The organism is Streptomyces himalayensis subsp. himalayensis, from assembly GCF_013778455.1.
GTDB classification, from domain to species: Bacteria; Actinomycetota; Actinomycetes; order Streptomycetales; family Streptomycetaceae; genus Streptomyces; species Streptomyces himalayensis.
The window spans coordinates 182,579-207,552 of record NZ_JACEHE010000008.1 but is presented as its reverse complement, the minus strand read 5'-3'; the positions used below and the strand labels follow the sequence as shown (position 1 = coordinate 207,552).

At 71.2% G+C, this 24,974-nt stretch carries 21 protein-coding genes, 1 tRNA gene and 2 pseudogenes; 11 read left to right on the top strand and 13 right to left on the bottom strand.

Going from position 1 to position 24,974, the window contains the following annotated elements:
• Nucleotides 1-16: 16 nt before the first annotated feature.
• Nucleotides 17-93: transfer RNA gene (locus H1D24_RS15890), tRNA-Thr, on the top strand.
• 66 nt (nt 94-159) lie between these two features.
• On the opposite strand, the pseudogene H1D24_RS15885 reads toward H1D24_RS15890, so the two are convergent.
• From H1D24_RS15885 to H1D24_RS15875, 3 genes and pseudogenes are all read right to left on the bottom strand, one after another.
• Nucleotides 160-1,401 (bottom strand): annotated as a pseudogene (locus H1D24_RS15885) (NAD(P)/FAD-dependent oxidoreductase); the annotation flags it as partial.
• 67 nt (nt 1,402-1,468) lie between these two features.
• Nucleotides 1,469-2,725 (bottom strand): IS110 family RNA-guided transposase, encoded by a 1,257-nt coding sequence (locus tag H1D24_RS15880; protein WP_258564096.1) that lies wholly within the window; start codon nt 2,723-2,725, stop codon nt 1,469-1,471.
• A 291-nt stretch (nt 2,726-3,016) separates the two neighbouring features.
• A pseudogene (locus H1D24_RS15875) lies at nt 3,017-3,166 on the bottom strand (FAD-dependent oxidoreductase); the annotation flags it as partial.
• Nucleotides 3,167-3,260: 94 nt separating this feature from the next.
• On the opposite strand from H1D24_RS15875, the gene H1D24_RS15870 reads away from it, so the two are divergent.
• Complete coding sequence (locus tag H1D24_RS15870) at nt 3,261-4,193, top strand: aminoglycoside phosphotransferase family protein (RefSeq protein ID WP_181658199.1); 933 nt, start codon at nt 3,261-3,263, stop codon at nt 4,191-4,193.
• A gap of 9 nt (nt 4,194-4,202) precedes the next feature.
• Nucleotides 4,203-4,715: a GNAT family N-acetyltransferase gene (locus H1D24_RS15865; protein WP_181658198.1), complete on the top strand. Its 513-nt coding sequence runs from the start codon at nt 4,203-4,205 to the stop codon at nt 4,713-4,715.
• Here H1D24_RS15865 and H1D24_RS15860 read toward each other — a convergent pair.
• The 3 genes from H1D24_RS15860 to H1D24_RS15850 form a co-directional block, all read right to left on the bottom strand.
• Nucleotides 4,704-6,200 (bottom strand): MFS transporter, encoded by a 1,497-nt coding sequence (locus H1D24_RS15860; protein ID WP_181658197.1) that lies wholly within the window; start codon nt 6,198-6,200, stop codon nt 4,704-4,706. The genes H1D24_RS15865 and H1D24_RS15860 overlap by 12 nt on opposite strands.
• A gap of 134 nt (nt 6,201-6,334) precedes the next feature.
• Nucleotides 6,335-7,339 (bottom strand): zinc-binding dehydrogenase, encoded by a 1,005-nt coding sequence (locus H1D24_RS15855; protein ID WP_181658196.1) that lies wholly within the window; start codon nt 7,337-7,339, stop codon nt 6,335-6,337.
• Between the two features lie 175 nt (nt 7,340-7,514).
• Entirely contained in the window at nt 7,515-8,675 is a 1,161-nt protein-coding gene (locus tag H1D24_RS15850; RefSeq protein ID WP_181658195.1) for an NAD(P)-binding protein, read from the bottom strand.
• A gap of 207 nt (nt 8,676-8,882) precedes the next feature.
• Here H1D24_RS15850 and H1D24_RS15845 point away from each other — a divergent pair, with 207 nt between their 5' ends.
• Nucleotides 8,883-9,581 carry a pentapeptide repeat-containing protein gene (locus H1D24_RS15845; RefSeq protein WP_181658194.1) on the top strand — a complete coding sequence of 233 codons (699 nt, stop codon included), beginning with the start codon at nt 8,883-8,885 and terminating at the stop codon, nt 9,579-9,581.
• A gap of 27 nt (nt 9,582-9,608) precedes the next feature.
• Here the strand turns inward: H1D24_RS15845 and H1D24_RS15840 are convergent, their stop codons facing one another.
• Nucleotides 9,609-10,106, bottom strand: a complete 498-nt coding sequence (locus tag H1D24_RS15840; protein ID WP_181658193.1) for a hypothetical protein — start codon at nt 10,104-10,106, stop codon at nt 9,609-9,611.
• Nucleotides 10,107-10,266: 160 nt separating this feature from the next.
• On the opposite strand from H1D24_RS15840, the gene H1D24_RS15835 reads away from it, so the two are divergent.
• Nucleotides 10,267-11,739 (top strand): M1 family metallopeptidase, encoded by a 1,473-nt coding sequence (locus H1D24_RS15835; RefSeq protein WP_181658192.1) that lies wholly within the window; start codon nt 10,267-10,269, stop codon nt 11,737-11,739.
• A gap of 185 nt (nt 11,740-11,924) precedes the next feature.
• On the opposite strand, the gene H1D24_RS15830 is transcribed toward H1D24_RS15835, so the two are convergent.
• Entirely contained in the window at nt 11,925-12,500 is a 576-nt protein-coding gene (locus H1D24_RS15830) for a TerD family protein (RefSeq protein WP_181658191.1), read from the bottom strand.
• A gap of 206 nt (nt 12,501-12,706) precedes the next feature.
• Here H1D24_RS15830 and arfB point away from each other — a divergent pair, with 206 nt between their 5' ends.
• On the top strand, nt 12,707-13,135 hold the full coding sequence (gene arfB, locus H1D24_RS15825; RefSeq protein WP_181658190.1) for an alternative ribosome rescue aminoacyl-tRNA hydrolase ArfB: 429 nt from the start codon (nt 12,707-12,709) through the stop codon (nt 13,133-13,135).
• A 126-nt stretch (nt 13,136-13,261) separates the two neighbouring features.
• Here the strand turns inward: arfB and H1D24_RS15820 are convergent, their stop codons facing one another.
• Entirely contained in the window at nt 13,262-13,891 is a 630-nt protein-coding gene (locus H1D24_RS15820; protein ID WP_181658189.1) for a flavin reductase family protein, read from the bottom strand.
• A gap of 368 nt (nt 13,892-14,259) precedes the next feature.
• On the opposite strand from H1D24_RS15820, the gene cdgB reads away from it, so the two are divergent.
• Nucleotides 14,260-15,966, top strand: coding sequence for a diguanylate cyclase CdgB (cdgB, locus tag H1D24_RS15815; protein ID WP_181658188.1), 1,707 nt, complete (start codon nt 14,260-14,262; stop codon nt 15,964-15,966).
• A 106-nt stretch (nt 15,967-16,072) separates the two neighbouring features.
• Nucleotides 16,073-17,032 carry a carbohydrate-binding protein gene (locus H1D24_RS15810; RefSeq protein WP_181658187.1) on the top strand — a complete coding sequence of 320 codons (960 nt, stop codon included), beginning with the start codon at nt 16,073-16,075 and terminating at the stop codon, nt 17,030-17,032.
• 94 nt (nt 17,033-17,126) lie between these two features.
• On the opposite strand, the gene H1D24_RS15805 is transcribed toward H1D24_RS15810, so the two are convergent.
• The 3 genes from H1D24_RS15805 to H1D24_RS15795 all read right to left on the bottom strand — a co-directional run bounded on the left by H1D24_RS15805 (nt 17,127) and on the right by H1D24_RS15795 (nt 20,596).
• Complete coding sequence (locus tag H1D24_RS15805; protein WP_181658186.1) at nt 17,127-18,056, bottom strand: 1-phosphofructokinase family hexose kinase; 930 nt, start codon at nt 18,054-18,056, stop codon at nt 17,127-17,129.
• A 291-nt stretch (nt 18,057-18,347) separates the two neighbouring features.
• Nucleotides 18,348-19,547 carry an N-acetylglucosamine-6-phosphate deacetylase gene (gene nagA / locus H1D24_RS15800; RefSeq protein WP_181658185.1) on the bottom strand — a complete coding sequence of 400 codons (1,200 nt, stop codon included), beginning with the start codon at nt 19,545-19,547 and terminating at the stop codon, nt 18,348-18,350.
• Nucleotides 19,547-20,596, bottom strand: a complete 1,050-nt coding sequence (locus H1D24_RS15795) for an ROK family protein (RefSeq protein WP_181658184.1) — start codon at nt 20,594-20,596, stop codon at nt 19,547-19,549. The genes nagA and H1D24_RS15795 overlap by 1 nt, the downstream gene beginning before the upstream one ends.
• A gap of 301 nt (nt 20,597-20,897) precedes the next feature.
• On the opposite strand from H1D24_RS15795, the gene H1D24_RS15790 reads away from it, so the two are divergent.
• The 3 genes from H1D24_RS15790 to otsB are packed head-to-tail and all read left to right on the top strand — an operon-like array spanning nt 20,898 to nt 23,346.
• Nucleotides 20,898-22,163 (top strand): ABC transporter substrate-binding protein, encoded by a 1,266-nt coding sequence (locus H1D24_RS15790; protein ID WP_445194919.1) that lies wholly within the window; start codon nt 20,898-20,900, stop codon nt 22,161-22,163.
• 47 nt (nt 22,164-22,210) lie between these two features.
• Nucleotides 22,211-22,453, top strand: coding sequence for a DUF3263 domain-containing protein (locus H1D24_RS15785; protein ID WP_181658310.1), 243 nt, complete (start codon nt 22,211-22,213; stop codon nt 22,451-22,453).
• 41 nt (nt 22,454-22,494) lie between these two features.
• Nucleotides 22,495-23,346 carry a trehalose-phosphatase gene (otsB, locus tag H1D24_RS15780; RefSeq protein ID WP_181658183.1) on the top strand — a complete coding sequence of 284 codons (852 nt, stop codon included), beginning with the start codon at nt 22,495-22,497 and terminating at the stop codon, nt 23,344-23,346.
• Nucleotides 23,347-23,473: 127 nt separating this feature from the next.
• Here the strand turns inward: otsB and H1D24_RS15775 are convergent, their stop codons facing one another.
• A complete protein-coding gene (locus H1D24_RS15775; protein WP_181658182.1) occupies nt 23,474-24,889 on the bottom strand; it encodes an alpha,alpha-trehalose-phosphate synthase (UDP-forming) in 1,416 nt (471 codons plus the stop codon).
• Nucleotides 24,890-24,974 lie beyond the last annotated feature (85 nt).

Genomic DNA, 24,974 nt, shown 5'->3' with positions numbered 1-24,974 from the left:
TACACTGCACGGGCACGCCTCCTTAGCTCAGTTGGCCAGAGCAACGCACTTGTAATGCGTAGGTCGTCGGTTCGAATCCGACAGGGGGCTCCACTGAGGCCCAGGTTACAGCTCGTGTGACCTGGGCCTTTGTCGTCCCGCCGGGTCCCGGCGGGTCCCTCAGTGGCGGCCGGAGAGGCGGTCCGCGAGGCGGGCCAGGCGGGCGGTTTCGGCGGTGGGTGAGGTGCGTTCGCTGTGGTCCGCGGCGCGGTACGTCGCGTACATGCCGTGGACGCCGAGCCAGCGCAGGGGCTCCGGCTCCCATTTGCGGACCTTGTGGTTCACCCAGGGGAGGGCGGTCAGCTCGGTCGGGCCGGACTGGCCGGAGTCCTGCTGGACGAGGTCGCGAAGGGTGCGGGCGGCGAGGTTGGCGGTGGCGACGCCGGAGCCGACGTAGCCGCCGGCCCAGCCGAGGCCGGTGGTGCGGTCGAGGGTGACGGTCGCGCACCAGTCGCGGGGGACGCCGAGGACACCGGACCAGGCGTGGCTGACGGCCACGCCGGCGAGCTGCGGGAAGAACCGGACGAGGATCTCGCGCAGGGCATCGATCGTGGCGGGCTGGGTGCGGCCGTCGTTGTCCGTGCGGGAGCCGTAGCGGTAGGGGACGCCCCGGCCGCCGAGTGCGATGCGGTCGTCGGCCGTGCGCTGCGCGTACATGTAGGCGTGGGCCATGTCTCCGAGGGTTTCGCGGCCTTCCCAGCCGATCGACGACCAGACGTCCTCGGGCAGGGGCTCGGTCACGATCATGGAGGAGTTCATGGGGAGCCAGGTGCGGCGGTGCCCCTTGAGGGAGGCCGTGAAGCCCTCGGTGCAGCGCAGGACGTACGGGGCGCGGACGGTGCCGTAGGGCGTGATCGCGTGCTTGGGCCTGATCTCGGTGACCGGCGTGGACTCGTGGATCGTGACGCCCAGCGATTCGACGGCGGCCGCGAGGCCCTTGACGAGCTTGGCGGGGTGGAGGCGGGCGCCGTGAGGGGTCCATGTGGAGCCGACCGCTCCGGCGACCCGGATGCGTTCGGCGGTGTCGCGGGCGCCGTAGAGCTCGCGGTCCTTCTCGCCGTACGAGAGTTCCGTGGCGTGGAAGGCCTTGAGGCGGGCCAACTGGGCGGGGGTGTACGCCACTTCGAGTACGCCGCCCTGGTGGATGTCGGCGTCGATGTTCTCCTCGGCCGCGGTTCGGGCGACCTCGGCGACCGTGTCGTTCATGGCCTGCTGGAGGCGCATGGCGGCGTCGTGGCCGTGGAGTTTCGCGTATCGGTCGCGGCCGGCGATGCCGTTGTAGAGCCAGCCGCCGTTGCGGCCGGAGGCGCCGTAGCCGCAGAACTTCTGTTCAAGGACGGTGATGCGCAGGAACGGTGCCGCTGAGATGTGAATCCGCCGGTTTGTAGGCAGGCGTCAGCGCCACCGGGCCGCAGGGCGAGAACGGCGGTTATTCGGCGGGCTTGGTGGTGACACTCAGGCCGAGCTCCTCGAGCTGCGCGATCAGGCGCCGGGCCCGGTGCTCGGGCGAATAGCGGCGGCTGACCCAGTCCGCGCCCAGTTCCCGGAACGGCACCCGGTCGTGGGCGATGTGCCAGTAGGCGACGATGATGTCGTGCCGGGTGGCACCGATGGCCTTGTAACGCCCGGCCCGACCACGGATCTGGGCGTGATGGGCGGCCAGATAAGTGCCCTTGGCCCGGGCCGCACCCCAGGCCGCCTCGGTCAGAGCTTGCTTGAGCCACCGCGACCCCGGCCGGGTGCGACCGGAGCGCCGTTTGCCGCCCGAGGCGTTGTTGCCCGGGCAGATACCCGCCCAGGAGGCAAGATGCCCGGAGGAGGGGAAGATCGACATGTCCAGGCCGATCTCGGCGACCAGGACCTGGACGGTCTTCGGCCCGACACCGGGAATCGTGCACAGCAGGTCCAGCATCGGCTGATGCGGCTCCAGCCGTCGGGCGATCTCGGTGTCCAGCTCGGTGATCGCGGCATCAAGGGTGTCCAGGTTGGCCAGCAGCCGGCGGGCGAGCACCCCGTGGTGTTCGACGCGGAAACGGTGCCCGAGTGCCTCCTCCAGCCTCTCCCGCTTGGACCGCAAGCGGCCCTTGACCAGCGAGGCCAGGACCTTTGGATCGCGCTCTCCCTCCACCAGTGCGTCCAGGATCGCCCGTGCGGACTTCGAGTACGCCTGGGAGGCCACCGATGTCAGCTTGATCCCGGCGTCCTGGAGCACCTTCTCCAGCCGCTGGATCATCCGAGCCCGCTCCTGCGCCACCGCCGTCCGCGACCGCGTCAGATCCCGCAGATCCCGCATCTCACGCGGCGGCACGAACGAGGGCCGCACCAGGCCGTGTTCGAGTAACTGGGCGATCCAGACGGAATCGGCCACGTCCGTCTTGCGGCCCGGCACGTTGTGCATGTGCTGGGCATTCAGCAGCCAACAGGTAAAGCGCTCCTCCAGCGCACTGAACACCGGCTTCCAATAGATCCCGGTCGCCTCCATGCCGACCAGCTCAACCTGTTCGAGCAACAGCCAGTCACTCAACTCGGCCAGCCCGCGCTGAGTCGTGGGATACGTTCGCGTCTCCTGACCCCGGCTGTTCTTGCGACGGCCAGGCCAGCGGACCGTGGCTACCACCGTGTCGCGGTGCACGTCCAGGCCCGCGCAGCGGGCCACCACCACATCCATCCCAGTCTCCTCGGGCATGACGTCGTCGCAGCGGACGCCGCCCGAAGGGGCCTACCGGTTCAAAGAGTCTGAGATTCGCGCTCGTGGCAGCAGTCAGAAGTCCCTCAAGCCCCAGCGTCATACTTTTTTCCGGACTCGCAGTACCACACGGCACCGACGTCTGCCGGGCGACGCCCCTCGATGCTCACCCACCGTGCGGGACCCACGCACCAGCGCACGGCAGCAACCCCAGCGGCGCGTGAGAGCACCAGCCACCGAGGCGCATTCTCATCGCGCGCCGGTGCGAGCCCGAAGGGCCCCCATGGATACTTTTTTCAGGTAGTAGGCGGTCCACAGGCCGGTGTAGCCGCCGCCCACGATGACGACGTCGGCGGTCGCGTCGCCGGGCAGGGGTTCGCGTGGGGTGGGGAGGCCTTCGCTGGCGTACCAGAACGATATGCCGCCGTTGACGGTACTCATGGGCGGACGTTAGCGCCTGGGGGACCGGCCGGGACAAGTCGGTGGCCGGGGAAAAGCCGTGGCCGGTGATGGTGCGCATCCCTAGGATCGAAGCGTGATCGAGGTACCGGACGAGCTCGTGGCCACGCAGACCAGGTTCAACGGTGCGGACGGGCTGGCCTTCGTCGCCGCGCTGCCGGGGCGGGCGGCGGAGTTCCTGGAGCGGTGGGGGCTGCGGACCGACGGTCGCGTGATGTACGGGATGTGCGCGCTGGTGCTGCCCGTGGTGCGCGACGCGGACGGTTCCCAGGCGGTCCTCAAGCTTCAGTACCTGGACGAGGAGAGCGTGGGGGAGCCGGTCGCGCTGCGCGTGTGGGGAGGCGACGGGGCCGTGCGGCTGCTCGAGTACGACGACGTCACGGGAACCCTGCTGCTCGAACGCCTCGACTCGGCCCGGATGTTGACGACCGTGCCGGACTCCCGCGCGGCGGTGCTGGTCATCGCCGAGCTGCTGGCGCGGCTGACCGCTGTGCCGGCGCCGGAGGGTATGAGGCGGCTCGGGGACATCGCTGAACGGATGCTCGAGCGGGTGCCGGGCGCGGTACCGCAGGTGCCGGATCCTGCCGACCGGCGGCTCCTCGAGGACTGTGCGGCGGCGGTGCGCGAAGTGGCGGGCGAGCCCGGTGACCGGCTGCTGCACTGGGACCTGCACTACGACAATGTGCTGGCCGCCGACCGGGAGCCCTGGCTCGCCATCGACCCGAAGCCGCTTGCGGGCGATCCGGGCTTCGAGCTGTTCCCGGCGCTGGACAACCGTTTCGACGCCGACGAGGTGCGGCGGCGGTTCGACGCGATGACGGAGGTGCTGGGGCTGGACCGCGAGCGGGCGCGGGCCTGGACGCTGGGCCGGGTCCTGCAGAACGCGCTGTGGGCGATCGAGGACGGGCACCCGCTCGCGCCGCACCACCTGGAAATCGGGCGGCGGCTGCGCGGCGGTCGCGGTCAGCCTGCGGCCATGAGCGGCAGCCCCCATCCATGCGCGGGTTAGCCTGCGGCCATGATTCGTACCGCCGTACCCGCCGACGTCCCCGTCATCCACGCCATGATCCGCGAGCTCGCCGCCTACGAGAAGGCGCTGGACGAGGCCCGTGCCACCCATGAGCAGCTGCACGACGCGCTGTTCGGCGAGCGCCCGGCCGCGTTCGCGCACATCGCCGAGGACGACGCGACCGGGGAGGCGGTCGGCTTCGCCCTGTGGTTCCTGAACTTCTCGACGTGGCGCGGGGTGCACGGTATCTACCTGGAGGACCTGTACGTACGTCCGGACCGGCGCGGCGGCGGGCACGGCAAGGCGCTGTTGGCGGAGCTGGCGCGGATCTGTGTGGAGCGCGGGTACGAGCGGCTGGAGTGGTCGGTCCTGAACTGGAACGAGCCGTCGATCGAGTTCTACCGGGCGATGGGGGCGCTGCCGCAGGACGAGTGGACGGTGTACCGGCTGACGGACGAGGCACTGGCGCGGCTCGGGGCGTCCGGCGGCGCCCGGCGGGAGAGGCTCGGCTCAGGCCACTGATTCGCGGACGGGTGCGTCCGTCGGTGCCCGGCGGTCGGGCGCCTTCGCCGTGACCATCAGGGCCGCGATCAGGCCCGCGAGCAGCATGAGGCCGGCGGACCACCAGAGGGCGACGGTGTAGCCGTGGACGATGCCCTCCCGGGTGATCTGCGCCTGCTGTGCGGGGTCGCGGAGGTGGGCGGCGACGTAGGCGGTGCTGCTCATGGTGGCGATCGTGTTGAGCAGCGCGGTGCCTATGGAGCCTCCCACCTGTTGCGCGGTGTTGACGGTCGCCGAGGTGACGCCGGCGTCGTGCGGGGCGACGCCCGCGGTGGCGGTGGCGAACACGGGCGTGAAGGTCAGGCCCATGCCGAGGCCCATCAGCACCATGGCGGGCAGGACGCGGGTGGCGTACTCGGCCTCGACGGTGAGCGTGGTGAGCAGGAGCGTGCCGGAGGAGGCGAGCAGCATGCCCGGGACCAGGAGCGCCCGGGGAGCCGTGCGCTGCAGAAAGCGGGCCGATATCTGGGTCGAGCCGGTGATGATCGCGGCGGTCAGGGGCAGGAAGGCCAGGCCCGTCCTGAGGGGGGAGTAGCCGAGGACGACCTGCAGGTAGTAGCTCATGAAGAGAAAGATGCCGAACAGGCCGGCGACGGCGAGGGCCATGGTGAGGAAGCAGCCCGCGCGGGTGCGGTCCTTGATGATCTGGGGCGGCAGAAGGGGGCTCGGGGCTCTGGTCTGCCACCAGGCGAAGGCGGCGAGGAGCGCGAGTCCGCCGGCGAGAGCAGCCAGGACGAACGGGTCGGTCCAACCACGCGCGGCGGCCTCGCCGAAGCCGTAGACGACGCAGACGAGACCGCCGCAGCCCATCACGACACCGCGGACGTCGAGGCGCCCGCCGCGGTTTCCCGGGCGGTCGCGGAGCAGGGCGCAGGCGCCGAAGACCGCGAGGGCGGCGATGGGGACGTTGACGTAGAGGCACCATCGCCAGTTCAGGTACTCGGTGAGCAGTCCTCCCGTGAGCAGCCCTATCGCGGAGCCGCTGCCGGCCAGGGCGCCGTAGATCCCGAAGGCTTTCGCGCGCTCCTTCGGGGCGGTGAAGGTGGTGGTGACCAGGGACAGCGCGGACGGGGCGAGTACGGCGGCGAAGGAGCCCTGGAGGGCGCGGGCGCCGAAGAGCATGCCGGGGCTGACGGCGGCGCCGCCGAGTGCGGAGGCGCCCGCGAAGCCGATCAGGCCGATGACGAAGGTGCGTTTGCGGCCGACGAGGTCGGCGACGCGGCCGCCGAGCAGCAGCAGTCCGCCGAAGGCGACGGTGTAGGCGGTGACGACCCATTGGCGGTTGCCGTCCGACATCCCCAGATCGCGCTGGGCGGACGGGAGCGCGATGTTCACGATCGTCGCGTCGAGGACGACCATGAGCTGGGCGAGTGCGATGACCACCAGGCCCCACCAGCGGTGGGGGTCCGGTGGGGTGACAGGTTCACCTGTTCGGGTGCCGGTCACAGCAATAGAAGACCATGGATCGGGGGGTGGCGCATCCTTCGGGCGGCGGGGCGCGGGGTCGTGGGGCGGAGGACGTGGCGGGGCGGAGCGGCTCCTCTGCGGCGACGTGACGGGCGCCCCGGTGGCGGTGCGGCTCACGGCTCCAGTACGACCTTGCCGATCGTGCCGCGCGACTCCAGTGCGCGGTGTGCGGCCGCCGCTTCCGCGAGGGGGAAGCGTGTGACGGCCGGGGTGAGGCGGCCCGTCGCGGCCTCGGCGAGGGCGCGCAGCTCCAGGGTGCGTACCGGATTGGCGCCGCCCGCCTTCTGCATCATCACCGGCCCCAGCACGCCCTCCGATGTGATCCCGCGCTCGGCCAGCTCCTCCTCGGTGAAGGTCAGCGGCGACCCGTCGTGCAGGCCCTGCCCCGACCAGCCGAAGACGACGTGCTTGCCGCCGGGGCCGAGCAGATCGACGGCTGCGCGGGCCGCGTCGCCGCCGACTCCGTCGAAGACGACCGTCGCGGTGCGGTCGCCGAGGTACGCGCGGACCTGCTCGGGCCACGCGGGGTCCTTGTAGTCGACGGCGAGGTCGGCGCCCCCCGCCCGGACCCGGGCGACCTTCTCGGGGCCGCCCGCGAGGCCGATCACGGTGGCGCCCGCGTGCCGCGCGTACTGCACGAGCAGCGTTCCGATACCGCCCGCCGCGGCCGGGACGATCACTACCGAGGCGGGGGTGACCTCGGCGAACTGCAGGATCCCCATCGTCGTACGACCCGTGCCGATCATGGCGACGGCCTGCGCGAAGTCGAGGTTCTCCGGGATCTCGTGCAGCCGGTCGGCATCGGTGACGGCCAGTTCCGCGTAACCTCCGGGGGCGAAGCCGAGGTGGGCGACGACGCGCTTGCCGAGCCAGGCCTCGGACACGCCGTCGCCGAGCGCGTCGACGGTGCCGGCGACCTCGCGGCCGGGGATCGTGGGCAGCGCGGGCAGCTCGGGCAGCGGGCCCTGGAGTCCCTCGCGGATCGCGGTGTCGAGCAGGTGTACGCCGGCCGCGGCGACGGCGACGCGCACCTGGCCGGGGGCCGGCTCGGGGTCCTCTGTCTTCTCGTACGTGAGGTTCTCGGCCGGGCCGAAGGCGTGCAGGCGGACGGCGTGCATGACGGGCTCCTCGATGGTTGCCGCGGGGTGTTCCCTCGCGCGGTGTCTCCTTCGGTGCCGGGGTGCCGGCACGCACCCACTCTTCAACCTCAAGCTTGGTTGAGGTCAACGGGTTTGCTTTCGGATGAGCTCAACGGGTCTGTGGTGGTTGCCGGTTGCCGGTTGCCGGTTCAGGTCAGTGGGTGCGCTGCCGGCGCCCTGCCGCCGTCAGGGCCAGTGTGGCCGCCGTGATCGCGCTGTTGAAGGAGACCTCGGAGAGCACGCCGGGCGCGGCGACCTGGTCGCCGGCGAGATAGACGCCGTCGCCGCGGTCCACGGCGGGCCGGTCGCGCCAGGTGGTGCCGGGCCGGTCGACCGCCCCCGTACGGCCGTGTGCGACCGACTCGCGGCGCCAGACGGTGCGTTCGCGCCAGCCCCGGAAGCCCAGGTCGAGCAGGTGCTCGGCGCGGGCCACCCCGTCGGCCTTGGACTCGGCCGGCGAGATGGGGATCTGGCCCTGGATGAGCTGCTGTCCGCGCGGGGCGAGGGTGCGGTCCTGGGCGGTGAACCGTTCGATCCAGCCTGGTGCGTCGAGGTCGGAGACGGCGAAGGCGTCGCCGCGGCGGCTGCGTACGGCCAGGTCGATGAGGGTGGTACGGCCGCTGTCCCAGGTGAGCGAGTCGTCGCCGAGGAGCCGGCGGGCGGCGTCGAGGGAGGTCGCTACGATGACGGGCGTGTCGGTCGGGAGCATGTCGACACGGGCGAGCGTCTCGACCCGAACTCCCATGTTCCAGGCCCGGGCGGCCATCCGGTCGATGACGGACGCCCAGCCGCCGCGCGGATAGTGCGCCTCGGGCGGCAGCTTGGCGGCGCGGCGCAGCCTCTCGTGCACAAAGGCGGCGGAGAGCGAGCCGGGGTCGTGGTGGAACAGCGCGACGGCGGTGTAGTTGGCGGCCGCGCGGGCGCCCGCCTCGCCGACCTGCGCTGTGGCCCAGGTGAGGAAGTCGCTGTCGACGGGGGTCAGTTCGGGCTTGCGGCGCGCCAGCTTGAGCAGTGCCAGGGGCGGTATGCGGCGGAGGGCGCCGTTCAGATGCAGACGCAGGCGCGAGCCTTCGAGGGGCGGGACGGGGGCGAGCGGGCCGATCAGGTCGCGCTGTTCGAGCCAGGTCCAGTGAGGGCCGCCGTTGTAGAGGGCGTGCGGTCCCTCGTTGGTGCGGTACGGGCCCTCGGCGGTGCGGGCGCGGCCGCCGAGGGTGTGGTGCGACTCGTACAGGGTCACCTTGGCGCCCGCCTCGGCGGCGGTGATGGCCGCGGTGAGTCCGGCGAAGCCGCCGCCGACGACGGTGATGCGGTGCATGGTTGGGGGTCTCCCTCTGCTCCGGTGGCGTTGCCTGTCTCCTCCTAGGACCGATCGAAGGGCCCCGGATGTGACATGACTGGAGCAGTGCGCACTCGACGGACATGCGGCTGTCCGCGGTCGGCATGGCGGTCCGTTGCCGTCGTCAGCGTGGCGGTCCGTTGCCGTGGTCGGCGTGGCGGCCCGTTGTCAGTGGCGGGGTGCAGCATGGGGGACATGGCGCGAAACGCAGCGGTGAAGGCAGTGGTGAGGAAGGCGCGGCGGCCCGAGGTGCGGCTGCCGCCGCTCGTTGCGTACGCGGGCGGTGAGCTGGAGCCGGACGGGGACTACGACGGCGTGGAGTTCCGCGAGCTGGACCTCGCGGGCCAGGACGGCGGCGGCGCCCGGTTCCTGGACTGCGCGCTGACGGGCTGCGCGCTGGACGAGACGCGGCTGCACCGCGCGCGCTTCATCGACGCGGTGCTGTCGGGGATACGGGGAGTGGGCACCGATCTCGCGGAGGCGACGCTGCGGGACGTGGAGGTGACGGACGCCCGGCTCGGTGGGGTGCAGCTGCACGGGGGCGTGCTGGAGCGGGTGCTGATCCGGGGCGGGAAGATCGACTATCTGAATCTGCGGAAGGCGCGGCTGAAGGACGTCGTCTTCGAGGGCTGCGTGCTGGTCGAGCCGGATTTCGGCGGGGCGCGGCTCGAGCGGGTCGAGTTCAGGGACTGTGCGCTGAAGGGGGCGGACTTCAGCGGGACGACGATGACCGACGTCGATCTGCGGTCGGCAGCGGAGCTGGGCATCGCGCGGGGCCTCGACCGCCTGGCGGGGGCGGTCATCAGCCCGGCCCAACTCATCGATCTGGCACCGGCGTTCGCGGCGCAGATCGGAGTGCGGGTGGAGGCGCCAGGAGAGGAGTGACGGAAGTCAGTCGACGGGGCCGGCTGCTCAGATGCGGGGGAACCGCGCCTGGAGCGTCCAGATCGCGGGGTTCTCTGCCAGGTCCTCGTGCATGTCCGTCAGATCGGCGATCAGGTCGTGCAGGAAGTCACGGGCTTCACGGCGCAGTACGGCGTGCGAGAACGTCAGGGGCGGTTCGTCGCCCGGCATCCAGTCGGCCTCGATGTCGACCCAGCCGAAACGGCGCTCGAAGAGCATGCGGTCGGTGGACTCGGTGAAGTCGAGCTCGGCGTACTGCGGCCTGGCGGCGCGGCTGCCGGCCGGATCGCGGTCGAGCTGCTCGACGATGTCGCACAGCGCCCAGGCGAAGTCGAGCACCGGCACCCATCCCCAGGCTGTGGACAGCTCCCGGTCCGCCTTGGTGTCGGCGAGATAGACGTCACCGCAGAAGAGGTCGTGGCGCAGGGCGTGGACGTCCGCGCGGCGGTAGTCCGTCTGCGGCGGGTCGGGGAAGCGGTTGGAGAGGGCGTAGCCGATGTCGAGCACGTAGCCGATGGTGTCATGGGCGGCGCGGGTGGAGGTCTTCGTATGCCTTGACCTGCGAAGACGCCAGTCGTACGCGCGTTCGACAGTCGCGCCTCCCGTCGCCGCGGACGACTCCCGGACAAATGCCGCCTGAGGCCCCAAAGTCCCATACGATCAACGCGTGGAACGTCGTCCTCTCGTTCGCGTGGTGACCGCGGTCGCGACCGTCGCAGCCCTCGCCCTGAGCGCCTGCGACTCGGGCGCCGAGCGCACGGTGGGCGCCGCCGGCCTGCGCGATCCGTACTTCCCGAAGATGGGCAACGGCGGCTACGACGTCGTCCACTACGACCTGAAGGTCGACTACGATCCCGCTTCCCGTCGGCTCACGGGGAAGACGGAGATCACGGCACGCGCCACGCAGGCTCTCAGCGCGTTCAACCTCGACCTGAAGGGGCTGAAGGTCGAGTCCGTCAGTGTCGACGGCGCCGGCGCCCGCTTCCGCCGCGCCGGCCAGGAGCTGACCGTCCGGCCGCCCGACATGCTCGCCAATGGCGAAACGTTCCGCACCGTCGTCCGCTACGCCGGCACGCCGGAGAGCATCGACGATCCGGACGGTTCCCGCGAGGGCTGGCTGCTCACCGCGGACGGCGCACTGGCGCTGGGCGAGCCGACCGGCTCCATGGCGTGGTTCCCCGGCAATCACCACCCCGCTGACAAGGCGACGTTCGACGTGCAGGTCACCGTCCCCGAGGGCGTGCAGGCCGTATCCAACGGCCAGTTGAGGCGCGAGCAGACCCAGAACGGCCGGACCACCTCCACCTGGCACAGCCCCGAGCCGACGGCGAGCTATGTGGCGACGGTCGCCATCGGCACATTCGACATGAGCCGGTACGAGACGACGGCGGACGGCAACGGGAACGGGGACGGCAACGGCAGCAGCAGCGGGAACGGCAGCGGCAAGAACAGCAGGAAGTTGCCTGTCCTGACCGCCGTCGACCCGACCGAGGCGGAGACGAGTGAGAAGGTCCTCGACGGTATCCCCGACGTTCTGAAGTGGGGGGAGCAGAACTTCGGCCCCTACCCGTTCTCCTCGGCCGGAGCGATCGTCGAACGGCCAGGCGACGCTGACTACGCCCTGGAGACCCAGACCCGTCCCGTCTTCCCCGGCGCCCCCGGTACGGAACTGCTCGTTCACGAGCTGGCCCACGAGTGGTTCGGGAACTCGGTGACGCCGAAGACCTGGCAGGACATGTGGCTGAACGAGGGCTTCGCGTCCTACGCCGAGTGGCTGTGGGCGGAGGATCACGGCGGCGACAGCGCGCAGGAGACATTCGACGCCCTCTACCGCGGCGACCCCGAAGCGGCGCATGCCGATGCCATTTGGTCCTTCGCCCCTGCTGATCCGCCGAGTGCCGCACACATCTCCGACGACACGGTCTATCTGCGCGGTGCCATGGTTCTCCACAAGATCCGGCAGACCGTGGGGGACGACGCCTTCCGCGACATCCTCAAGGGCTGGGCGGCCGCGTACCGCCACGGCAACGCGAACACCGCCGACTTCACGGCGTACGTGGAGAAGAAGGCGCCGGACAAGGACTTCACCCTGATCTGGGCCGACTGGCTGCACGGAAAGGGAAAACCGGACCACGCCTGAGCGGGTCGACGGGGTGGGGTGGACCGGCGGCGTCGACCGGGTGGGCTGGGCCGGGTGGGGTGGACGGGCGGGGTCGACCCGGTGTGGTGGACCGGGCGGGGGTGGCGCGCGGCCTCCGCCGGTCGGACGCGTAGAGCCCGGCGAGCTCGGTGAGGAGCTCGCCGGGCTCAAGCCGGATGTCGACGTCAGACGTTGACGCCGAAGTCCTGGGCGATGCCCACCAGGCCCGAGGCGTAGCCCTGGCCGACCGCGCGGAACTTCCACTCCGCGCCGTTGCGGTACAGCTCGCCGAAGACCATCGCCGTCTCCGTGGCTGCGTCCTCGCTCAGGTCGTAGCGGGCGATCTCGGTGCCGCCGGCCTGGTTGACGATGCGGATGTACGCGTTGCGGACCTGGCCGAAGTTCTGGCTGCGGTTCTCGGCGTCGTAGATGGAGACCGGGAAGACGATCTTGTCCACGTCGGCCGGCAGGCCCGCCAGGTTGACGTTGATGGCCTCGTCGTCGCCGGCGCCCTCGCCCGTGCGGTTGTCGCCGGTGTGGACGATGGTCTGGTCCGGCGTCTGCTTGTTGTTGAAGAAGACGAAGTGCGCGTCCGAGTAGACCTTGCCCTGCTGGTTCACCGCGATCGCCGATGCGTCCAGGTCGAAGTCAGTGCCCGTGGTGGTGCGGACGTCCCAGCCGAGGCCCACCGTGACGGCGGTCAGGCCCGGTGCCTCCTTGGTGAGCGAGACGTTGCCGCCCTTGGACAGGCTTACAGCCATGGGAAGTCCCTTCCTGGTTCTGTTCGTTTCGTTCCGCATGCGGGCTTCGTGCTGGGGACGAAGCTACCGTCACCCGTATGAACGTCGCGGGGGGACCAGGAGGTTCCAGCTCTCTTTACTTTCTTTACCGAAGGCGCCCGGGTGGAGTAGTCGGGCCGCGGAAAAACGGGTGACGGCGGGCGGATGTGCGCGGGACCATGGAACTCATGTCCGGTCCTTATCCCATCCGTGGTTCGGTTCTCCTGCCCGAGGCCGAGCTGATGTGGCGTTTCTCGCGGTCGTCAGGGCCGGGCGGGCAGCACGTCAACACCAGTGACTCACAGGTGGAACTGCGCTTCGACCTGGCCGGGACGGAGTCCCTGCCGCCCGTGTGGAAGGAGCGAGCCCTGGAGCGGCTCGCCGGGAGGCTCGTCGACGGGGTCGTCTCCGTCCGCGCCTCGGAGCACCGGTCGCAGTGGCGCAACCGGGAGGCGGCGGCCGTGCGGCTGGCGTCCCTGCTCGCGGAGGCGACGGCTCCGCCGCCCAAGCCGCGGCGGCCCACCCGTATCCCTCGCGGCATCAACGAGCGGCGGCTCCGGGAGAAGAAGCGGCGCGGCGAGACGAAGCAGGGACGCTCCGGCCGCGACTGGGGCTGAGCGACTCCGGGGAAGTTCAGGCACGTCCCCGGACCCGCTCAGACCCACCCCGTGACGGCACCGCTGTCACCCCGACCGCCGTCACCCCAACTGCCGGTACCCCGACCGACGTCATCCCGACCGCCATCACCCCAACTGCCGGTACCGCCCCCGGAAATACGTCAACGGCCCGCCGTCCGCGCTCGGCACCGTCGCCGTCAGGACGCGGCCGATGACCAGTGTGTGGTCGCCTGCCGGCACGCGCTGTTCCGTGCGGCACTCCAGGGTGGCGAGCGCCCCGCCCACCAGCAGGGCGCCGGACTCCTCGCCTCGTACGTACGGAATGTCCTCGAACAGCAGGCGGTCGCTGACGCGGCCCTTCATGGCGAAGCGGCCCGCGATGTGGCGCTGGCTCTCGGAGAGGATCGAGACTCCCCACAGCGGCTGTTCGGCGAGCAGGTCGTCCATACGGGAGCCCTCGCGCAGGCTGATCAGGACCAGCGGCGGGTCCAGCGACACCGACATGAAGGCCGTCGCCGTCATGCCGACGTCGTCGCCGCGGGGCCCCTCCGGGTCGAGTGCCGGTTCGTACGCGGTCACCAGCACCACACCCGCGGCCAGCCGGGACATGGCAGCGCGGAACTCGTCCTCACTCACCCCCTCAGCATGCCCGTCGCCGTGACGGAGGTGCGGGACGGGTGGGGCGGAGGGCGTAGCGGATGCCGCGGGCACGGAGGGCACAGGCGGCGCGGAGGGAACGGATGGCGTGTTCAGCACATTGCCGAACGCTAAGCGCTGGCTCCGCACGCCACATCGGACCAGGGTCGCAGTCGGGGACTAGGACCGAAGGCCGAACCCCGCGTCCGAGCGGTCGCACCGGCCGACCGCACTCTTCCCGGCCCACCGCACCCTCCCGGCCGACCGTCCCGCGCGGTTTGCGTTCAATAACACTTCACGGCGCCTCGCGTCGAGCCCGACGCGCCGCCGCCATTGGTCTCCACCTCCTGTGACTTGAGTCACAGGAGCCATATTTTGTTGACCCTGTGTACCGAGTGGACAGCTCGCTGTGATTCAGTGGCGGGGACGCTGGAAAAAGTACGCCGATCATTTCTGGAGTTGCTGTCGAAGTCTCGGGGAGAGCGAGCATGGAGACCGAGTCGGAGCCGTATGTCCGTCTTGCGACCCTGCGGCAGCTGCATCGGGTGATGGCGGACATGAACACGGCACGCAGCCTGGCCGACACGCTGCAGACCGTCGCCGACGGTGTCGTGAACGGGCTCGGGTACGAGCTGGCCGCCGTGAACCTCGTACGTCCGGACGGCGACCTCGTCGTGGCCGCCTTCGCGGGCAACGCAGCGGCCGACGCGCTCATGACCGGCCGTGTCGGCTCCCGCGCCTCCTGGGAACGGCGCCTGTCCATGGGCGAGGCCTGGGAAGACCTGCGGTTCATCCCGTACACCGAGGGCTGGGTCCTCGACGAGGACGACGTGCCGCAGTGGCTCACCGACGGTCCCGAGCCCCGCTTCGAGGACGAGTGGCACCCCCGCGACCGCCTCTTCGCCCCCATGTACGCGGCGGGCGGCGCCGGCGGGGAGCTGATAGGCGTGCTGTCCGTGGACCGGCCGCGCACCGGCCGCCGGCCGGGCGCCTGGGGCCGCGAAGCGCTGCAGATGTACGCATTTCACGCCGCCATTGCCATCAGCAACGCCCGTCTGCGGGCAAACATGCAGCGCGCCCTGGTCCGGCTCGAGCGTGAGCAGCAGGCCCTGCGCGCCAGCGAGGAATCATTTCGGCAGGCCTTCGAGTACGCGCCGAGCGGCATGGCGATCGCCGAGATGGGCGGTGACCAGCACGGACGCATCCTGCGGACCAACGACGCGCTGTGCCGGCTGCTCGGGCGGCCCGCCTCCGCGCTGCGCCGCTACTCGTTCTCCGATCTGGTCCACCCCGAGGACATCGGGACCCTGCTGCGCACCTCCGCCGAGGGCGGACGGGCCGAGCTGCGGTTCGTGCGGCGCGACGGGACGTATGTCTGGGTGTCCCTGCGCAACTCCGTCGTCGCGGACGCCGCGGACGGGCCGCGCTTCCTGCTCACGCACGTCGAGGACATCGAGGAGCGCAAGCGCCGTGAGCTGCAGCTGGCCCACCGGGCCAGCCACGACTCGCTCACCGGCCTGCCGAACAGCGCCGAGCTGCGCACCCGGCTCGGCGCCCGGCTGTGCGGCCGCCCCAAGCACACCGTCCCCGGACCGGTGGCCGCGCTCGACGCGGCGTACGGGGAGCCCGCCGCGGGCGTCGGCGACGGCGCGTACGACATCACGTACGACATGGGGTACGACACGGACGGGCACGGCTTCGACTTCGGGCACGGTTCCGACCTGGCCGGCGGAGCCTTCGGCGCGTACGACCACCATGTGCACGCGGTCGCGCCGGAGGGCGGCGCGGACGACGGCACGAAGGGGCTCGCCGTCCTCTTCTGCGACCTCGACGGCTTCAAGTCGATCAACGACCGGTTCGGGCACAACGCGGGCGACGCCGTCCTCATCGAGGTCGCCAGGCGTCTGACCAGCGGCGTACGGGACGGGGACACGGTCGCCCGGCTCGGCGGCGACGAGTTCGTGGTGCTCGCGGACGGGCTCGGCCGGGCGGACGCCCAGGACCTCGCCGTCCGGCTGCGGAACGAGATCATCCAGCCGATGCGGGTGGACGGCCGGGCGGTCCGGGTGGGCGCCAGCTTCGGCATCGGCTGGGCCGAATGCGGAATGTCGGCGGACGACGTCTTGAAATCAGCTGACGAGCGGATGTACGACGAGAAACGGTCTCGTCCCAAAGCGCATCGTCGTGCCGGCTGAACCCCAGTTCAGCGTGGTGGTGAGGCGTAGGCCACCCGATTGTGCGCCCGGGAGCGGGTAGGCTCGCCGGGTCCGCAGACTGCACGTGGTGAGGAGTGACCAAGGGATGACGCCCGGCAACAACGGCGCGAGCACGCCCGAGGACGACGACCCGTTCGGCTATCTCTACGCCGACGGTCAGGCGTCCGGGGCCACCCCGCCGACCGGTGGCGGCGGCTACGGCTACCCGGGTCCCCGCTCCTCGTACAACCAGGTCCGCGCGGTCGGCGAGCGTCAATACGGGCAGCAGACGCAGCAGGCCGCCTACGGGCAGGTCCCGCAGCAGTCCCCGTACGGCCAGCAGAACGCCCACTACGCGGCGCCCGAGACACTGCCCGGGGGCGCCGCCACAACGCAGTACCAGCCGGCGCCGGACGCCGCCCGTGGCGGCCGGGGGAGCGGCCCCAACACCAAGGGACTGCTGATAGGCGCCATCGCGGTGGTCGCCGCCGTCGTCATCGGCATCGGCGTCGCGGTGTTGACCGGCGACGACTCCGAGAACAGCGGGGACAACCAGGCGGGCGGCGGGAAGCCGACTGCTTCCGAGTCGGCCGAGCCCAGCCCGTCGGCGACCAAGGGCGCCGGCAAGCAGGCCGAGCTGCCCGAGGCGGACGCCAAGGCGCTGAAGCTGGAGGGCGGCACGGTGACCGCCTCCGACATCAAGGGCGCGGACGCCGCCGGCGGGGTCTACGTGAACGGGCTCAACCAGGTCGGTGCGCAGGTCACCTGGACGGTCAACGGCATCCCGAAGGACGGCGTCTACACCCTCTTCGTGGGCTACAGCGTCCCCGGCGAGGATGCGAAGACGACGCTGACCGTCAACGGCAAGGTGTTCGGCACCAAGCTCAACATGGGCAACTTCGCGGGCGCCCCCAAGGGCGACTGGGAGAAGGGCTGGACGCAGACCTACGCGTATCCCAGCCTCACCAAGGGCACCAACACGATCACGATCTCGTGCCAGGCCGGTGACCAGTGCAACGCCCTCCTCGACCGGGTGTGGCTGAAGGCCGGGCAGGTCAAGAAGTAGCGCACTGCTCAAGCGGGAGCGGGTTCGAGCGGGCGAGGTCCTGGGGGCGTCGCCCGCTCGGTGGCTTCAGGCCGCCGTCGCCGGCTCGGTGGCTTCAGGCTGCCGTCGCCCGCTCCGTGACCGCGACCCGCGGCAACAGCTCCTCGTAGGCCGCGCGGTCGAACTCGCCCGCCACCGGCGCCCGTACCGTCGCCGCGGACAGGGCTGCCGCCCGGGCCAGCCGGTCCGGCCAGGGAAGGTGCTCGACAAGGCCGGACAGCAGACCGGCGACCGCCGAGTCCCCGGCGCCCGTCGGATTGCCCGCGACACGCGAGGGCGGGGTGGCCTGCCAGTGGCCCTCCGGGGCCACCGCGAGCAGCCCCTGAGCGCCCAGCGAGGCGACGACGGCGCGTGCCCCGCGGCGCCGCGCGTCCCGGGTGGCCTGCAACGGCTCGTGGGATCCGGTGAGTTCGGCGAGCTCGTCGGCGTTGGGCTTGACGAAGTCGGGGCGGGCCGCGATGCCGCGGCGTAGCGGCTCCCCGCTGGTGTCAAGGAGTACGGGAACGGAGGCGGCGCGTGCGGCCCGGACGAGGTGCGCATAGGCGCCGACGGGCACGCCGGGCGGCAGGCTGCCGCACAGGGCCACGGCCGACGACGACTGCAGCAGGTCCTCGTACGCCTCCAGGAAGGCGCTCCACTCGGCTGGGGCGATGACCGGCCCGGGCTCGTTGAGCTGAGTCGTGTCACCCGTCGCCGTGTCGACGACGGCGACCGTGCGGCGCGTGGCGCCGGCGACCGGTACGAGTGCGTCGGTGATGCGTGGGATGCCGGTCAGCGCGTTCTGCAGGGCGCGGCCGGTGCCGCCGCCCGCGAAGCCGGTGACCGTCACGGGGTGGCCCAGCGCCGCCAGTACGCGTGCGACGTTCAGGCCCTTGCCGCCCGGCCGTTCGGTGACCTCGGTGACACGGTGCGAGGCGTGGGGGCGCAGGGACGGGACGCGATAGGTGATGTCGAGGGCGGTGTTCAGCGTGACCGTGAGGATCACCTGGACCTCCCCCGCGAAGAAACGTGCGACAACATGCCTGAAGTGCCCTGGAACAACATGCCCCTGACGAACCGTGACGTGCCTGAAAAACAGTGAAACCGGCCTGTCGGCTTGCAGAATGCGCTTGCCGTCTGCCGGGCCCGATCATGCCAAAGCGACGGCGGTTGGCCCAGAGTCCCGGGCCAACCGCCGTGAGTTCGTTATGCGTTGAACTAGCTGAAACCCCGTGAACAGGTCACCGTGCCAAGGCCTCCCTGCGGCGGGCGCACCGCGGGCCACCGCGGCACCACCTCAGCCGAGCCGCGGTTCCACCACCCAGGAGCCCTTGCGCATCACGCCCTTGAGCTCGAAGTCCGCATCCAGCACCACCAGGTCGGCGTCCTTGCCGGGCTCGAGCGAGCCGACCCTGTCGTAGGTGCCGATCAGCTTCGCCGGGTTGGCGGAGATGGCGTGCACGATGTCCTCGACCGGCAGCCGGTCGACGGTCACCGCGCGCTTGAAGGCCCGGTCCAGAGTCAGGGTCGAGCCCGCGATCGAACCGCCCTCGACGAGCCGCGCGACCCCGCCCTGCACCTCGACCTCCAGCGGCCCGAGCAGATACGTCCCGTCGCCGAACCCGGCCGCGTCCATCGCGTCCGTGATGAAGGCGACCCGTGACGCGCCCGCCCGGTGGAAGGCCAGCTCCAGCGCGGCAGGATGCAGATGCGTGCCGTCGTTGATCAGCTCGACCGTGATCCGCTCGTCCTCGAGCAGCGCGGCGACGGGCCCGGGCGCGCGATGGCCGAGGGCCGGCATCGCGTTGAACAGGTGCGTGGCGACGGTGGCACCGGCATCGATGGCCTCCACCGTCTGCTCGTATGTGGCGTCCGTGTGCCCGACGGCCGCGATCACGCCGTGCTCGGCCAGCAGCCGTACGGAGTCGATGCCACCCGGCAGTTCGGGCGCGAGCGTGACCATCCGGGCCTGCCCGCGCGCCGCGTCGATCAGCTTGCGGACCTCCGCCGGTTCCGGGTGGCGCAGCAGTTCCTCGGAGTGCGCGCCCTTGCGGCACGGCGAGATGAACGGGCCCTCGAAGTGGATGCCGGCGATGTCGCCCTGCTCGGCCAGCTCGGACAGCAGCCCGGCGCGCTGGGTCAGAAAGTCCGACTCGCCCGTGACGGTGGAGGCGACGAGCGTGGTCGTTCCATGCTGCCGGTGCGTCCGGACGCCCTGGAGGATCTCCTCGACCGTGCCGTTGGTGAAGGAGGCGCCGCCTCCGCCGTGGTTGTGGATGTCGACGAAGCCCGGGACCAGCCAGTGGCCTGTCAGGTCGAGGACCTGGGCTTTCTCATGTCCGCCGGGCGAGGGGGCGTTCTCGGGACCGTCGGGGGATGGGCCGTCTCCGGGACCGGCCGCGGCGATCCGAGTGCCCTCGACGATCACGCGGCCGCCCTCCACGATCCCCGTGGGCAGTACCACCCGGGCACCGGCGAGAACCTTGCTAGTGGCCATCAGGTGGTTACCTCCGAGGGGGTTGTGGGGGCGATGTCTGTGGGGATCGGGCCTGTCGTGCCTGGGACCGTCGTTCCCGGGCTTGTGGTGCCCGGGCCTGTGGTATCGCGTTCTGCGGCGTCGGTGACGCCCGCGCCGATCAGATCCCGGGCGAGCAGGCCGGCGCCCAGGCATCCGGCGCTGTCCCCGAGGGCGGCCGGGACGATGGCCGGGATCTTCTGGAACGTGACGCGCTGCTCGACGGCGGCCCGCAGGGGCGTGAACAACGTTTCCCCGGCCTCGGCGAGACCGCCACCGATGATCAGGATGCGCGGGTCCAGCAGAGTGAGCGCGGTGACGAGCCCGTCGGCGAGCGCGTCGACGGCGTTCCGCCAGACGGTCATGGCCCTCGGGTCCCCCGATTCCACGGCCTTCGCACAGTCCGCGGCATCCGCGTCCGGGTCGCCGCCGGCCTCCGCCCATGCCTGCCCCACGGCGGACGCCGAGGACAGCCGCTCCAGACAGCCGCGCTGCCCGCAGGGACACGGGATGCCGCCGGGGCGTACGACGATGTGGCCGATCTCGCCCGCGAAGCCGTGGGCGCCCGCCTCGACCGAGCCGTCGATGCCGATGGCGCCGGCGATACCGGTGCCCAGCGCGACGAAGAGAAACCGGTCGGCGCCCTTGCCCGCGCCGATCCGGCCCTCCGCGAACCCGCCCGTGCGCACATCGTGGCCGAGGGCGACGGGCACGCCGTCGAGCCGGCTGCTGAGCAGGTCACGCAGGGGTACGTCGCGCCAGCCCAGGTTCGCGGCGTACGCGGCGATGCCCTGCTCGGCGTCGACGATGCCCGGGACGGCGACGCCCGCGGCCGATGCGGGCTGACCGAAGTGTTCCTCGCCGTGGGCGCGCAGCTCGGCGGCGAAGGCGAGGATCGTCTCGACGACGGCGTCGGCTCCGCGCTCGCGGCCGGTCGCTCGGCGCGCCCGGTGCAGGACCGCGCCGTCCACCCCTATGAGGGCGGCTTTCATCCCGGTGCCGCCCACATCGAGGGCGATGACGTGTCTCACGGGAACAGTCTCGCGCCTAGACCCTCGAGAGGTCTAGTCCAGTTGCAGGGGTCTGGTCCAGTTCCCTGGATCGCCGGGGCCTGCGGGGGGTGGCGTTCGGTCGTGCGAACGTGCGGGCGGTGTGCGGCCGGCGTGCGGGTCCCGCGGAGAGGGGGTCCTCGGGGGCTCCTCGCTTCCGAAGCGTTACCTCATTGGTGTAGACCTTACCCTCGGCCAGTCGGGACATGCGCTCATGAAAAACTTTCACAGGTGCCACAGGGCACTACTGGAACAACATGGAACACAAGGGTGGGAAACAACTGTGCAGCGTCGCTTGAGGGGTCTGACCGCGGCGGTGGCCGTATGGGGCATGACGGCGTCGCTCGCTGCCTGCGGCGCGTCCGAGGGCAGCAGTAACGTCACTCTCACCCTCGTGGCCGCCGACTACGGCGACTCGGCCGCGAACAGCTCCGAGAAGTACTGGGACAAGCTGGTCAAGGCCTTCGAGGCCAAGAACCCGGACATCAAGGTCAAGGTCAGCGTCTACTCCTGGAACGACGTCGACCGCAAGGTCAAGGAGATGGTCGCCGAGGGCAAGGCGCCCGACATGGCGCAGATCGGCGCCTACGCCGACTACGCCGCGGACGGCAAGCTCTACAGCGCCGACGACCTGCTCTCCATACCCGTCCAGGCCGACTTCCTGCCGCAGCTCAGCGAGGCCGGCGAGGTGGACCGCGTCCAGTACGGCATGCCCTTCGCCGCCTCCACCCGGCTCCTCTTCTACAACAAGACGCTCTTCAAGGAAGCGGGCATCACCCCGCCGAAGAGCTGGGCCGACCTGCAGGCCGCCGCCCGCGTGCTCAAGTCCCGCGGGGTGAAGATTCCTTACGCCCTGCCCCTCGGCCCGGAGGAGGCCCAGGCGGAGACGATGATGTGGCTGCTGAGCGGCGGCGCCGGCTACACCGACAACGTCGGCACGTACGACCTCGACTCGAGCGAGAACATCAGGACCTTCGACTGGCTCCGGGACGACCTCGTCGGCGAGGACCTCACCGGCCCCACCCCACCCGGCAAGCTCAACCGCGCGCATGCCTTCGCGGCCTTCACGCGCGGCGACGTCGGCATGCTCAACGGCCACCCCACGCTGATGCAGATGGCTGCCAAGAAGGGCGTGAAGTTCGGCATGGTGCCGATGCCCGGGCCGAACGGCCCGTCCAAGGCCACCATCGGCGTCGCCGACTGGATGATGGCCTTCAAGCAGAACGGCCGGGGCGAGCAGATCGGCACGTTCCTCGACTACGTCTACTCCGAGAAGAACGTGCTCGCCTTCTCGCACGAGTACGACCTGCTGCCCGTCACGACGTCCGCGTCCTACGCGATGTCCGACGACAAGGACGACCGGCAGCTCGCCGGGTTCCTGGAGGAACTGCCGAACTCGGAGCTCTACCCCGTCGGCAAGACGTCCTGGGCTCAGGTCAGCGCCGCCATCAAGCAGCAGATCGGCAAGGCCGTCACCAAGAACGGCAAGCCGGCGTCGATCCTGGGCCAGATCCAGCGCGAGGCGGCGTCCGCGGAGAACGCGGAGTAGCAGTGTCGGCGGCGGGCGATACGGTGCCAGACGTGGACGGTGAGGCGATGGGCGAGGGCAACACGGGCGAGCTCACCGAGCGCCAGCGTGCGGTTCTGGCACTCGAGCGCCGCTCCTGGCCCACCCCGGGAGCGAAGGAGCGCGCGATAAGGGAGCAGCTCGGCATGGTCCCGGTCCGCTACTACCAGCTGCTCAACGCCCTGCTCGACGACCCCCGCGCCCTCGCGCACGACCCGGTCACGGTGAACCGCCTCCGCCGCATACGCGAATCCCGCCGTACCGAACGGTGACGGCAGGGGTGCCCGGGGCCCCCGCTGGATAGGGTCGAAGTATGGGCAGCCACAGCCAGCAGGACTCCTTGCCGACTCCCCGGAACGACGCGGGCCGCCACGGTCTCGAGGCGATCCTCGCCCACCCCGGGCGGGCCGTGATCGGTCTCGACTTCGACGGGACACTCGCCCCGATCGTGCCCGACCCCGAGCAGGCGCGCGCCCACCCGGACGCCGTCCCGGCCATGTCGGCCCTCGCGCCGAAGGTGTGTTCCGTGGCGGTGATCACCGGGCGCCCGGCCGATGTCGCCGTCCGCTACGGCGGGTTCGGCGACGCGCCGGGCCTCGAACACCTCGTCGTACTGGGGCACTACGGCGCCGAGCGCTGGGACGCCGTCCCCCGTACCGTGCAGGCGCCCGCCCCGCCTCCGGGTGTGGCGGCCGTCCGCACCGAACTGCCCGGGCTCCTGGACGCGCTCGGCGTCTCCCGCGGCACATGGATCGAGGAGAAGGGCCGCGCGATCGCCGTCCACACGCGGCGCGCCGAGGACCCCCAGGCCACGCTCGAGGTGCTGCGCACCCCGCTCGCCGAGCTCGCCGCGCGGCACGGGCTGATCGTCGAGCCCGGGCGGCTCGTGCTGGAGCTGCGGCCGCCGGGGATGGACAAGGGGGTGGCGCTGAGCGAGTACGTACGGGAGGTGGGGGCCGGGGCCGTGTTGTACTGCGGGGACGACCTCGGGGATCTTCCCGCGTTCGGGGCCGTGGAGAAGCTCCGGGGGGAGGGGGTGCCGGGGTTGCTCGTGTGCAGCGGCAGCACCGAGGTTCCCGAGCTGGCCGGTCGGGCCGATGTGGTGGTGGACGGGCCGGCGGGGGTGGCGGGGTTCCTGGCGGCGTTGGCTGACCGCCTGGGGTGACCTTGCGGTCCGGGCACCCGCGTCGCGGGTGCCCGGGGATGTTACACGGTGCCCGCCGTCGCGGGGTTTCGCTGTGCCCACCCGTTCCGCCCCAGCGGAACGACTGCCCACAGCGGCGCGGCGGCGCTCAGGTGTCCAGCGCGTGCAGCTGGTCCAGGAACCACTGGGTCGGGGGCAGGGCCGTCGCCGACGCCGCAAGGCGCTTCGCTCGTTCGATGCGGTCGCCGTCGGGGAGGGTGAGCGCCTCGTGGAGCGCCTGGGCCGTGCCCGACACGTCGTACGGGTTCACCGTGATCGCGTCCTCGCCCAACTCCTCGTACGCACCGGCCTCCCGTGACAGGACGAGGGCGCACCCCTCGTCGGAGACGACCGGGACCTCCTTGGCGACCAGGTTCATGCCGTCCCGGATGGGGTTGACCAGTGCGACGTCGGCGATGCGGTAGGCGGCAAGGGAGCGGGCGAAGTCGTCCTTGAGGTGCAGCTGGACGGGGGTCCAGCCAGGCGTGCCGTACTGCGCGTTGATCTCGTCGGTGACCCGGCGCACCTCGGTCATGTAGTCCCGGTAGACCGCGAGATCCTGCCGTGACGGGTAGGCCATGGCGATGTGCACGACCTGCTCGCGCCACTCGGGGCGGTCCTCAAGAAGCTGCCGGAAGGCGAGAAGGCCACGGACGATGTTCTTGGACAGCTCGGTGCGGTCGACCCGGACGATGGTCTTGCGGCCCGGACCGACCTGGCCGCGCAGGACGGCGATGCGCTCCTCGACGTCCTCCTGGCGCGACCGCTCCCGCAGGAAATCCGCGTCCGCGCCGAGCCCGTGGACGCCGATCCGGGTGTCGGCCAGGGCGTCCGGCCCCAGCAGTTCCATACAGCAGGTGGTGAACGCGTTCGCCCAGCGCCAGGTCAGGAATGCCGCGCGGTCGGCGCCGAGGATGCCTCGCAGCACCTCTCGCGCGATGTCGTCGGGCAGCATCCGGAAGTAGTCGACGGGCGCCCACGGCGTGTGCGAGAAGTGCCCGATCCTGAGATCGGGGCGCAGCTCGCGGAGCATGCCCGGCACCAGTACCAGGTGGTAGTCCTGCACCACCACGGCCGCGCCCTGCCCGGCCTCGTCCGCCAGCGCCTCGGCGAAGGCCCGGTTGTACGCCTCGTAGGAGGCCCACTGCGCCCGGAACTCCGCGCCGAAGGCGGGCTCCAGCGGCGTCTGGTACAGCATGTGGTGCACGAACCACAGCACCGAGTTCGCGATGCCGTTGTACGCGTCGTCGTACACGTCCGGCGCGATCCCCAGCATGCGGACGTGCTGTCCGCCCGTGTCGGCCGGGTCCAGCGTGCCGCCCGTGCGGCGTACGGCCTCGCGGTCGCCGTCGCCCAGAGCGGCGCACACCCATACGGCGCCGGCGTCGTGGCCGATCGCCGACAGGCCCGACACCAGACCGCCACCGCCGCGCCTGGCGGTGAGCGAGCCGTCCTCCTCCAGCGTGTAGGAGACCGGGCCGCGATTGGACGCGACGAGGATCTGAGCACCCTGAGTGGAAGCCATACGCCCCAACTTAGCCCGGCCCGGAAACGCTCAAACGTACGGGCGACTCGGCTGGACCCATGGCCGTATACGGTCGCCGCGACGG

Excerpts from the sequence above, each read along its gene's own strand:
- H1D24_RS15880 (WP_258564096.1), bottom strand. The coding sequence starts at position 2,725 with ATGCCCGAGGAGACTGGGATGGATGTGGTGGTGGCCCGCTGCGCGGGC.
- H1D24_RS15865 (WP_181658198.1), top strand. The coding sequence starts at position 4,203 with ATGATTCGTACCGCCGTACCCGCCGACGTCCCCGTCATCCACGCCATG.
- H1D24_RS15855 (WP_181658196.1), bottom strand. The coding sequence starts at position 7,339 with ATGCACGCCGTCCGCCTGCACGCCTTCGGCCCGGCCGAGAACCTCACG.
- H1D24_RS15850 (WP_181658195.1), bottom strand. The coding sequence starts at position 8,675 with ATGCACCGCATCACCGTCGTCGGCGGCGGCTTCGCCGGACTCACCGCG.
- H1D24_RS15845 (WP_181658194.1), top strand. The coding sequence starts at position 8,883 with ATGGGGGACATGGCGCGAAACGCAGCGGTGAAGGCAGTGGTGAGGAAG.
- H1D24_RS15830 (WP_181658191.1), bottom strand. The coding sequence starts at position 12,500 with ATGGCTGTAAGCCTGTCCAAGGGCGGCAACGTCTCGCTCACCAAGGAG.
- arfB (WP_181658190.1), top strand. The coding sequence starts at position 12,707 with ATGTCCGGTCCTTATCCCATCCGTGGTTCGGTTCTCCTGCCCGAGGCC.
- cdgB (WP_181658188.1), top strand. The coding sequence starts at position 14,260 with ATGGAGACCGAGTCGGAGCCGTATGTCCGTCTTGCGACCCTGCGGCAG.
- H1D24_RS15810 (WP_181658187.1), top strand. The coding sequence starts at position 16,073 with ATGACGCCCGGCAACAACGGCGCGAGCACGCCCGAGGACGACGACCCG.
- nagA (WP_181658185.1), bottom strand. The coding sequence starts at position 19,547 with ATGGCCACTAGCAAGGTTCTCGCCGGTGCCCGGGTGGTACTGCCCACG.
- H1D24_RS15785 (WP_181658310.1), top strand. The coding sequence starts at position 22,211 with ATGGGCGAGGGCAACACGGGCGAGCTCACCGAGCGCCAGCGTGCGGTT.
- otsB (WP_181658183.1), top strand. The coding sequence starts at position 22,495 with ATGGGCAGCCACAGCCAGCAGGACTCCTTGCCGACTCCCCGGAACGAC.
- H1D24_RS15775 (WP_181658182.1), bottom strand. The coding sequence starts at position 24,889 with ATGGCTTCCACTCAGGGTGCTCAGATCCTCGTCGCGTCCAATCGCGGC.